Genomic DNA, 9,721 nt, shown 5'->3' on the forward strand with positions numbered 1-9,721 from the left:
GGTCGGTGTTGTATCGACCGCCGGGTGCGTGTCTGTAGACCGACCCTCTCACGAGGGGCGGTGGCGGCGCGAGCCAAACACCTACGTTACCGACACCGACGGGCCGGGATGGAATACAGAGATCGCGTGGTCCAGTGAAACACGCGGTGGGCCCTCTCCGACGATGTCTGTTGTTGCCGACGGAAGCGTCTACCACCTCGATTCACGTACGGCTAACCACGAACACTCCGGCGGGACGTGGCTCGCCGAATTCGACGCAGGGAACGGGGAGAAGCGGTGGGAGACACGACTGTGGGAAACGGACGAATATTACTACTTCTATCATCTGGGGCCGCCAGTTCTCGATGGAGATCGACTATTTGCTCAGACTCACGGCGGTGTCAAGGCCATCTCGACGGATGGAGAAATCCTCTGGACGTTTCGAAATTTCGGTACGGGCCACCTCGCCCCCGACAGCACACCACCCATCGTCACCGACGAACTCGTCGTCGTGGGGTCGTATGGCACGTGGAGAAAAGCGGTTCCGGAGCAACTGTACGCTCTCGACCGTGAATCCGGCGACGTGGTGTGGTCACGCGAGTTCGGGATGAACGACCACTTTTGGCAACTGACGCGAAACGGAGATACGTTCTTCGCCCCGTTGTCCGCCGAAAACAGCCGCCTTTTGGAACTCGATATCTCGACCGGAGAAACGATTCGACAGTACAGCGTGTCGCCGGTATCGTCTGTGACACTCACCGAGAACCTAGTCATCACACCGGTTCGGCGTGGTCCCCGGACGTTCGCTCTTGTCGCGTTCGCACGAGACACGACCGAAATTCAGTGGCAAAACGACGCCGACGTGTTCGAAGCGGAAATCGTCGTGAACGGCGACCGATTCTATCACTCACACGTCGGCGAACTCACGGCCCGACGAACTGATACCGGGGAGGTACTGTGGCAGGTTGGCGGTCCCAGCGAAGATATCGTAATCAATGCCGATTCGACGCCGGTCATCGCAGGTGATTCCCTCTATATTGCCGCCAGCCGGTTCCTTGGCGAGCGGAAAGGGTACGGGAGGATTATCCTCGTCCTCGACCCCGAAACAGGGTCAGAACGCGGTCATCTCGTCCCGTGGCCCGATACAAATTCGTGGTTCTCAACACCTGCCATCGTAGATGGTGCGATGTATCTCGACAGCAGACATGGACTCGTCTGCCTCGAAGACTGCGCCGCTGGCGCGTTCGGCCACTGTCTCCTCGGGTAACCGAGATGAGACGCTTTTCACCTCGCGCGACCAAGTTCTCTGCCGTGTCCAGCACGACCCGCCGTCAGTTTCTCGCAACCCTCGGAGCCGCTGGTCTCGTATCCACTGCCGGGTGCGTGAGCTACGACCGACCCACCTACGAAGGAACGTGGTCGCGACGCGGCTACGACGACGCCCAAACCGGCACCTCACCGGCGACCGGGCCGACTGGGGACCTCTACGTCTCGTGGCGCGCCGACGTGTTCGAGGGCTACCCGCCGACATCGCCAGTCGTCGCCGACGAAACAGTCTATCATCTCCACACCCGCGGCGGGCGCGACACGCAACACGATACTGTCGTCTCCGCGTTCGACGCGGCGACCGGCGAGGAACGGTGGCAAACGACCGTTTCGACGACCGACTTCGATAAGCACGCGTATCATCACGACTCCCTCGTCGTCACCCGAACGCGCAGCGTTCCGGTTTCCCGTCGAGCTGGGCTCGACGATGCCGTCCCCGACGACTGCATCTACGCCCGGACCTTTGAGGGGATTCACGCGCTTTCGACCGACGGAGAACTGTTGTGGACGCATCCCGTTCCGACGACAGGGGAACCGTATCCACTCGCTGCACCGCCTATCGTCTCCGGCGGACTGGTCGTGACAGCAACCTACGGGGAGCGAACTCCACCGGCGGCGGTCGTCGCCGTGGACGCCGAAACCGGCGACATCGTGTGGCGGACGGGCTTCGACGACCGCCGGATACCGTGGACGCTCTCGGCCGCCGACGGAACGGTCTACGTGCCGTTTTTCGACGGTGACTCCGGACTGGTCGTACTCGACCTCGAAACGGGGGTCGAAGACTGGGCGGTCTCGCTCCCCGTCGACGGCCCTGTAACGGTTTCGGGCGACACACTGCTCGTCCCGCTCCGCGAGGACGAAACTGAATCTATCGCTGCCGTGGACCGAAACACCCGCGAGATACGCTGGCAAAAATCTGTGGGCCGACGAACCGATTCAGGAGTCGCCGTCGCCGACGATCTCGTCTACTACTGTACAAACGCCATGCTCACGGCTCGTAGACTCGACACCGGAGAGCTCGCCTGGTCGTTCGGGCCGGAACCGCACGTTTCGTTCAGTTGGACACCAGTCGTCGCGGGCACGACGGTCTACGCGCTCGCCGAACCGCCGAGTGAGGACTCGTCGGACGACGGCTCGCCGCCGTATTACCTCTACGCGCTCGATGCGGCGACCGGCGAGGTCCGCGGGCGGGCACCGGCGTTGGAGCACGGGATGGCGTCTTCGCTCGCGGTCGTCGATGGGGCAGTCTACCTCGCAGGGCGCGACGAATTGCGGTGCTACGAATCCTGCGCGTTCTCGGTCCGTGGTCGGTGTCTCGTCGAGTGAGTCAGAAACAGCGCGGCGGTCCGCGACCTACGGCTGCGGCAGTTCGATTTCCTCGCCGTCGGCGTAGACCGTCGGGTCGCGGATGATGCCGTCGAGGTGGAGCGGCGCGTCGGTGTCGCCGCCGATGCCCGCGTCGTCGCCGATGGCGATGTGGACCGTTCCGGCGGCCTTCTCGTCGAGGAGGACGGAGCCGACGAGGTCGGTCACGCCGACGTTGGTTCCGATACCGATTTCGGCGAGGTTGTAGGCGTCTCGGCCGACTTCCTCGGCCGCGGCTTCGACCTGCTCGCGGATGTCGTCGTCCGAAATCTCGGTGACGTAGCCGTCTTCGACCTCGAAACGGAGGTCCTGACCCTCATCGAGGAGTTCGTGGGGCATCATCGTTCCGTCGACCACGTAGGTTCCGGTCGCGGATTCGGGGCTGAGGAAGATTTCGCCCGCCGGGAGGTTGGAAAAGGAACCGGATTCAGCAATCGCGCCGGTGTCGGCAAGCCACTCGCGGTCGCCGCGGACGAACGTGATATCCGTTCCCTTCTCGGTGGTGACGCGCACCTCGTCGGCGTCGCCGACGGCCTCCAGCATCGCTTTACTGTGGTCGTAAATGGTGTCGTAGTCGGCGTCCAGACCGGTGACGAACACCTCTTCGGTGATGCCGGGCAGCGTGGCCCCGCGAGCGCCCGCGTCGCACGCGTTACCGCGGGCGCGAGTGTGACTCAGACTCTTCGTCGTCGGTGCGAGGAAGGCGTCACAGGATTCCATGGCGGCAGCGACCGGTTCGGGCGGCTCTTCGCCGTGCTGGTTCCCCGGTTGGTAGCGGATGATGGATGCGTCGTCTGTCACTTCGCTTGCGACCTCATAGAGGGCTTCGCCGATACGCTCGCGCTTGTCGTCGGTGACGACGAGGAGCGATTCGTCGGCTTGTAAGTCGAGACACTGATGGACCGCCGTCTCGCTGGCGGCGCGGAGGTCGGAGTCGTCGGCTGTCATGTGGGTCCTTGCGACACCCGTCGGGTTAGGCGTTCCCATCTGTACACCCCCGCTCGATTTCACGTCGTATAGACGGGGCTACGTCGCCGCTTTTGACTTCACTCGCTTTGGAGGTAATCCAGCGACTCACTCGCTCTAGAGTTAATTTCTACCAATTAACCATCGAAATAACTATGGTCGCCTATGGCTGTTTTTCATTCATGATACGAGTGGGTGTCAACGGCTACGGTACGATCGGAAAGCGCGTCGCAGACGCAGTCGAGGCGCAACCCGATATGGAACTCATCGGCGTAGCCAAGACGCAACCCAACTTCGAAGCACACACCGCGGTCGAACGCGGGTACCCGATGTACGCCGCCATCCCGGAACGCTCTCCATTGTTCGCCGAAGCCGGCATCGACATCGCTGGCGAAGTGGACGAACTCGTTGCCGAGGCGGACGTCATCGTGGACTGTACGCCGTCCGGTATCGGCGCGCAAAACCGCGAACTGTACGAAACACACCACACACCCGCTATCTTCCAGGGTGGCGAGGACTCCGACGTGGCGGACGTGAGCTTCAACGCGCGGTCGAACTTCGATGCGGCCCGCGACGCCGACTACGTCCGTGTCGTCTCGTGTAACACGACCGGTCTCTCGCGCATCATCGCGCCGCTCGAAGAGGAGTACGGCGTCGATAAGGTACGTGCGACGCTCGTTCGTCGTGGCGGCGACCCGGGACAGAACTCTCGCGGACCGATAAACGACATTCTCCCGAACCCGATCAAAGTTCCGTCCCACCACGGTCCCGACGTGAAGACCATTTTCCCCGACCTCGAAATCGATACGCTCGGACTGAAAGTCCCGGCGACGCTGATGCACGTGCACGCGCTCAACGTCACGCTCGAAGACGACGTGACCGGCGCACACGTCCGCCAACTGCTCGAAGGCGAGGACCGCGTCTACGTCATTCCGGAAGGCCTCGGCATCGACGGCGCGGGGAAGCTCAAGGACTTCGCACTCGACGCGGGTCGCCCGCGCGGCGACATGTGGGAGAACTGCGTCTGGGGCGAATCCATCGGCGTCAACGGCCGCGACCTCTACCTGTTCCAGGCCATCCACCAGGAGTCCGACGTGATTCCGGAGAACATCGACGCCATCCGCGCGATGTTCGACACCGAAGACAAACGGGACAGCATGGAACTCACGGACCGCACGCTCGGCGTCGGCATCTCCGGCGACCCTTCTGGGTTCTCTGAGCAGGCGCGCGCGGAGTTCGCCGACGACTAATCGGCGAATCGCCTGTTCAGTTTCTCGGTTCCTTCACCAACCTCTTTTCACCCTCGTTCGACCGTTCCCACTCGATTCGTTTTCCACCCGTCCGTTCTTCCGCTCTCAGGCGTCGCCTCCGAGTCGCTCGAACGACACGCTACCCGTCCCGAGGTCGACGACGGCGACGTGGAACGAGTCGTCGGCACCGGAAATGGGCAGACCGCCGGGATTGATGTGTGTCGTGCCGTCGCGGTCTTCGACGACCCGCTCGTGGGTGTGCCCGCGGAGCACGTAGTCGTAGTTCCCCGAATCGAGAAGCGCCTCGACCAGTTTCGCTTCTGTTCCGTGGTAGACGGCTATCTCCTCGCCGTCGAGCGTCAGGTGCGCGAAGTCGTCGTGGTACGTCCCGAACGACTCGACCACGTTACGAAGTTTCCACTCCCCGTCGTTGTTGCCGCGAATCGCGTGGAAGTCGAAGTCCGAATCGAACGGAGTCGCCGAGAATGGAGAGACGATGTCGCCACAGTGGACGACCACGTCCACGGCTTCGGCTTCGAAGTGCGAGACGGCGGCTTCGACGTAGTTGAGGTTGTCGTGCGTATCGGAGACGACGCCGAGTTTCATGCACTCTGATTTGGTAACCCCAGTCATCAAATTGGGTGATATTTATCACCCGGTCGTATTCTCTACCTCACATGACGTTCGGCGCGCGCAGATTCGAGAGGTGGCTGTGGGTCTGTCTTTATCCGAAGCACAGGCGTCGTCCTCCTCGTTCAAGGGGCCGCCAGCGTCTTCGCAGAAAAACGTCCGAGTAAGTCCGCTCGGTCCTACTTCAGCACTTCCACACCCGCCAGCGGCGCACCCGTCAAGGCACGGATGTAGGCACCGCCCGCGATGGAGACGTGACCGAAGTCGGCCTCGTCCATGCCGTACATCTCGATGGCGCGGGAGGTGTCGCCGCCGCCGACGACGGAGAAGCAATCGGTTTCGGAGATGGCGCGGAGGACGCCGACGGTCCCGACCGAAAAGCGCTCGTCTTCGAACAGACCGAGTGCGCCCTTCACGAAGACTGCCTCGGAATCGCGGATGATGGGGTCGTACGTCTCGACCGTCTCGCTGCCGACGTCGAGGTACGCGCGGTCCTTCTCGTCGATGTCGGAAACGGCGATTTCGGCGCGCTCGTCGTTGTCATCCTCGTAGGCGAGGTCGACGGCGAGTTTGATTTGGTCGCCGCGTTCGTCGAGCAGCGATTCGATGGTGTCGCGGTTGGCCTCCCACTGGTCGTCGAAGAAGTCCATGCCGTCGAGGTCGAAGCCGACCTCGTGACCGGCGGCGCGGAGGAACAGTTCGCCCGCGATGCCGCCGAGCAGGAACTGGTCGACCTTGTCGCCGAGGTTGTTCATCACGTTGATGACGTCGGTCGCTTTCGTCCCCCCGACGACCATCGTGACTTGGCCGTCGAACTCGCGTGTCGCAATCGAGGAGTTCGCCTCGTATTCGGTCTGCATCACGCGTCCCGCGTAGGCGGGCAGTTCGAGAGCAAATCCGACGAGAGAAGCGTGCGAGCGGTGGGCCGCGGAGTACGCATCGTTGATGTACGCGTCGAAATAGGGAGCGAGCGTCTGGACGAACTCGGTGTCGGCTTTGACTTCCGGGTCCTCCTCGGGGAGTTCCTCGTCGCACATGCGGGTGTTTTCGAGGAGGAGAACCTCACCGGCGGACAGTGACTCGATGGCGTCGATAGCTTCATCGCCGTAGGTGTCGGCAACGAACTGCACGTCGTGGTCGACGTGCTTCGCGAGGATTGCGGCGTGCTGTTCGAGAGAAACGAAGTCGTCGCCGCCGGGACGTCCCTGATGGGCCATCAGGACGACACGGTGGCCCGCGTCGGCGAGTTCGCGGACTGTCTCCGCGTGGCGGTCGAAGCGTCGGTTGTCCTGTACCTCGTCGTCTTCGACGGGCGAGTTGAGGTCGAGTCGGACGAGAACGCGCTGTTCCGGGTTGAGGTCGTCGAGGGTCTTGAACATCGGGTGGAAGAACGTGGAGTGGTTACTTAGTGGTGGGTAGGTCAGGCCGAGAGGGCGGTCGATTAGAGTGAGAGATTACTGATGCGTGACGAAGTGTGCGACGTCGAGCATCCGGTTGGAGAATCCGTACTCGTTGTCGTACCACGTCAGAATCTTGTAGAGACCGCCGTCGTTGACCTGGTTCGTCGTGTTGAGGTCGACGGTGCTGGAGAAGGGAAGCTGGAGAATGTCACGCGACGTGACTTCGTCGTCCGTGTAGCCGAGGACACCGGCGAGCGGGCCGGAGTCGGCAGCGGCGCGGAAGGCATCGTTGATTTCTTCGACCGAAGGCGTCTCGTCGAGTTGGACGACGAGTTCCGTGAGCGACCCGTTCGGGACGGGGACGCGAATCGCCATGCCGTCGAGCTTGCCGTCGAGCTGGGGAAGAATCTCGGTGGCTGCCTGTGCGGCACCGGTCGTCGTCGGGACGATGTTCTCGGCAGCGGAGCGACCGCGACGCTGCTTCGCGTGGGGGCTGTCGATGAGGTTCTGGCTGCCCGTGTAGGCGTGGACGGTCGTCAGAAGACCGTTCTCGATGCCGAATTCCTCGTCGAGCACCTTTGCGACCGGTGTAACGGAGTTCGTCGTACAGGAGGCGTTGGAGATGATATCTTCGCCGTCGTACTCGTCGTGGTTGACACCGTAGACGATCTGCTTGACCGGCTCGTCGCCCTTCGGCGGTGCGGAGATGACGACCTTGTCCGCGCCTGCGTCGAGGTGCGCCGAGGCATCTTTCTTCGTACGGAAGATGCCCGTACATTCGAGTGCCACGTCGACGTCGAGGTCTCCCCACGGCAGTTCTGCGGGGGACTGGACGTTGTAGAGACCCACCGAGGTGCCGCCGATAGTCAGGGAGTCGCTGTCGCGTTCGACACCGTCGAGACGGCCCATGACGGAATCGTACTTCGCGAGGTACGCCATGTCGTCGAAGTCCATGACGTCGTTGATGGCGACCAGTTCAACCTTCGGATTGTCGAGGACGGCACGGAAGATGTTCCGGCCGATTCGGCCGAAGCCGTTGAGTGCCACCCGCACCACGTCCGATTCATCCACGTTCTCGCCCGCGCTGAGGTAGGATTTTTCACTCATGTTCGAGTAGTTTCCAGGTATATATCCCAGACGCAAGAGTATACCTGTTTCGGTAAATCCGACTGAATCGAACGTTACCTTTCATATACGATCATGACTTGCTCAGAAACAATCGCCATCACTCAAAATCGGACGGTATTTGCTACGCGTGAAGCGATATCGTGAGTACAATATGTGCCATCCGAGGTCCTTGTTACCAAGGTTGTCGCGGGCAGAAAGGCTTTAACCTCCGATTTCATAGCGGCCCCCATGGTGAGAGACGACCGCGACGACCCGTTCGACAACATCTTCGATGAAATCGAACGGATGATGAACGACATGACTGGAGGAGACGCTGGCTTTGCCTCCGAAACCCACATTGACGTGTATGATGAGGGTACCTCGCTCCGACTCGTCGCGGACCTCCCAGGCGTCGACAAAGACGCTATCGACCTCAAGTGCGACGGTGAAACACTGACTATCAGCGCCGCTGGTGACCGCCGCGAGTACGACGAACGCGTCCGCCTCCCGGCACGCGTCGACGAACACTCCGCATCGGCCACCTTCAACAACGGCGTCCTACAGGTTACGTTCGACCGCGCTGAGGACTCCGCCGCTATCGACGTCGAGTAATCGGCGACTGACGCGGCAGACTACGACTTCTTTGCGACCCGCTCGATGAGCGCCGCCAGTCGGTCGAAAAAGCCGTCGTCGTACTTCGCGCCGTCGTCGATAGTCGGCCGGGCGTTCGTCTCCGAGACGACGACCCGCCCGTCAGATTCGAGCAAGTCGACGCCGAGATAGCGGATGTCCAACTCCGCTGCGACCGCCTCGGCGAGGGCCCGGTGTCGCTTCGGGAGGTCTACGCCGACTGCCTCCGCACCGCGGTGGACGTTGTGTTTCCACCGCCCGTCAGCACGTGCACTGTCGGAGAGACGGCGCTCGACTGCGCCGACGACTTGCCCGTCGAGGACCATCACTCGGTAGTCGCTGGCGTTCGGAAGCCACTCCTGAACGAGGTAGGATTTGTCGCCGGTCGCTCGGTAGTCGTGGACGAGGTTCAGGTGGTCGACAAGCCCGGACAGCGAGTCGGGGTCGTGCGCCTTTGCGATACCCGCCCCCCGTGTCGTCGAGTTCGGCTTGAGGACGACGGGAAAGTCGAGCCCCGCCGCTTCGATGGTTTCGACGAGTTCCGATTCATCCGCTGGATTCGAGACATAGACGCTCTTCGGGACCGGGATATCCGATTGCTTGAGTGCCGCGATAACACCCGCTTTGTTCCGCGACGTGAGAATATCCTCGCGCGTGTTCACCCACGGAATGTCGTGCCTGGCGGTGACGACACCACCTTCCATCGCCCGCGTGGGATAGACAAACCCCACGTCGAACGACTCGGTTGGTGGCGTCGAGAGGTCGAGTGCGAACCGCTTGGCCCGGAGATGGCCGACTTCGATACCGCGCTCGGCGAGCGGGTCGCGCATTCGCTCGAACGTCTCGCTGCTGGTTGTCACCGCCAAGCGGAGCATACGCTACGAGGAGGAGTCCCGCGTGAAAAGTTGGTGGGTTCGTGGCGACCCGTGTAATGCGAAATTACGCAACGAGTAGTTCTTCGCCGCGTTCAGCGAACGCGCCGAAAAGTCACCGTGCGAAATTACGCAACGAGCAGTTCTTCGCCGCGTTCAGCGAACGCGCCGAAAAGTCACCGTGCGAAATTACGCA

Annotated in this window: 9 protein-coding genes; 4 read left to right on the plus strand and 5 right to left on the minus strand. The window is 62.0% G+C overall.

Annotation, left to right across the window (positions count from 1 at the left end; genetic code table 11):
• The coding region (locus QT222_RS15150; protein WP_491477651.1) for a PQQ-binding-like beta-propeller repeat protein at window positions 1–1,246 on the plus strand (1,246 nt) is incomplete at its 5' end.
• Window positions 1,247–1,290: 44 nt separating this feature from the next.
• Window positions 1,291–2,631 carry an outer membrane protein assembly factor BamB family protein gene (locus QT222_RS15155; RefSeq protein ID WP_491477652.1) on the plus strand — a complete coding sequence of 447 codons (1,341 nt, stop codon included), beginning with the start codon at window positions 1,291–1,293 and terminating at the stop codon, window positions 2,629–2,631.
• A 27-nt stretch (window positions 2,632–2,658) separates the two neighbouring features.
• On the opposite strand, the gene QT222_RS15160 is transcribed toward QT222_RS15155, so the two are convergent.
• Complete coding sequence (locus tag QT222_RS15160) at window positions 2,659–3,618, minus strand: aminopeptidase (protein ID WP_491477653.1); 960 nt, start codon at window positions 3,616–3,618, stop codon at window positions 2,659–2,661.
• 200 nt (window positions 3,619–3,818) lie between these two features.
• Between QT222_RS15160 and QT222_RS15165 the strand changes: the two genes are divergently transcribed.
• Window positions 3,819–4,886 (plus strand): type II glyceraldehyde-3-phosphate dehydrogenase, encoded by a 1,068-nt coding sequence (locus QT222_RS15165; protein WP_049917441.1) that lies wholly within the window; start codon window positions 3,819–3,821, stop codon window positions 4,884–4,886.
• Window positions 4,887–4,991: 105 nt separating this feature from the next.
• On the opposite strand, the gene QT222_RS15170 is transcribed toward QT222_RS15165, so the two are convergent.
• The 3 genes from QT222_RS15170 to gap form a co-directional block, all read right to left on the minus strand.
• Complete coding sequence (locus QT222_RS15170) at window positions 4,992–5,492, minus strand: metallophosphoesterase (protein ID WP_491477654.1); 501 nt, start codon at window positions 5,490–5,492, stop codon at window positions 4,992–4,994.
• 203 nt (window positions 5,493–5,695) lie between these two features.
• On the minus strand, window positions 5,696–6,895 hold the full coding sequence (locus QT222_RS15175) for a phosphoglycerate kinase (RefSeq protein WP_004057943.1): 1,200 nt from the start codon (window positions 6,893–6,895) through the stop codon (window positions 5,696–5,698).
• Window positions 6,896–6,970: 75 nt separating this feature from the next.
• Window positions 6,971–8,023 (minus strand): type I glyceraldehyde-3-phosphate dehydrogenase, encoded by a 1,053-nt coding sequence (gap, locus tag QT222_RS15180; protein WP_491477655.1) that lies wholly within the window; start codon window positions 8,021–8,023, stop codon window positions 6,971–6,973.
• Window positions 8,024–8,272: 249 nt separating this feature from the next.
• Between gap and QT222_RS15185 the strand changes: the two genes are divergently transcribed.
• A complete protein-coding gene (locus tag QT222_RS15185) occupies window positions 8,273–8,635 on the plus strand; it encodes an Hsp20/alpha crystallin family protein (protein WP_004057938.1) in 363 nt (120 codons plus the stop codon).
• 20 nt (window positions 8,636–8,655) lie between these two features.
• Here the strand turns inward: QT222_RS15185 and QT222_RS15190 are convergent, their stop codons facing one another.
• The gene (locus tag QT222_RS15190; RefSeq protein ID WP_491477656.1) at window positions 8,656–9,528 is read right to left on the minus strand and encodes an ATP-grasp domain-containing protein; all 873 of its coding nucleotides are present in this window, start codon (window positions 9,526–9,528) and stop codon (window positions 8,656–8,658) included.
• Window positions 9,529–9,721 lie beyond the last annotated feature (193 nt).

The sequence above is a fragment of the Haloferax sp. s1 genome (genome assembly GCF_058382125.1).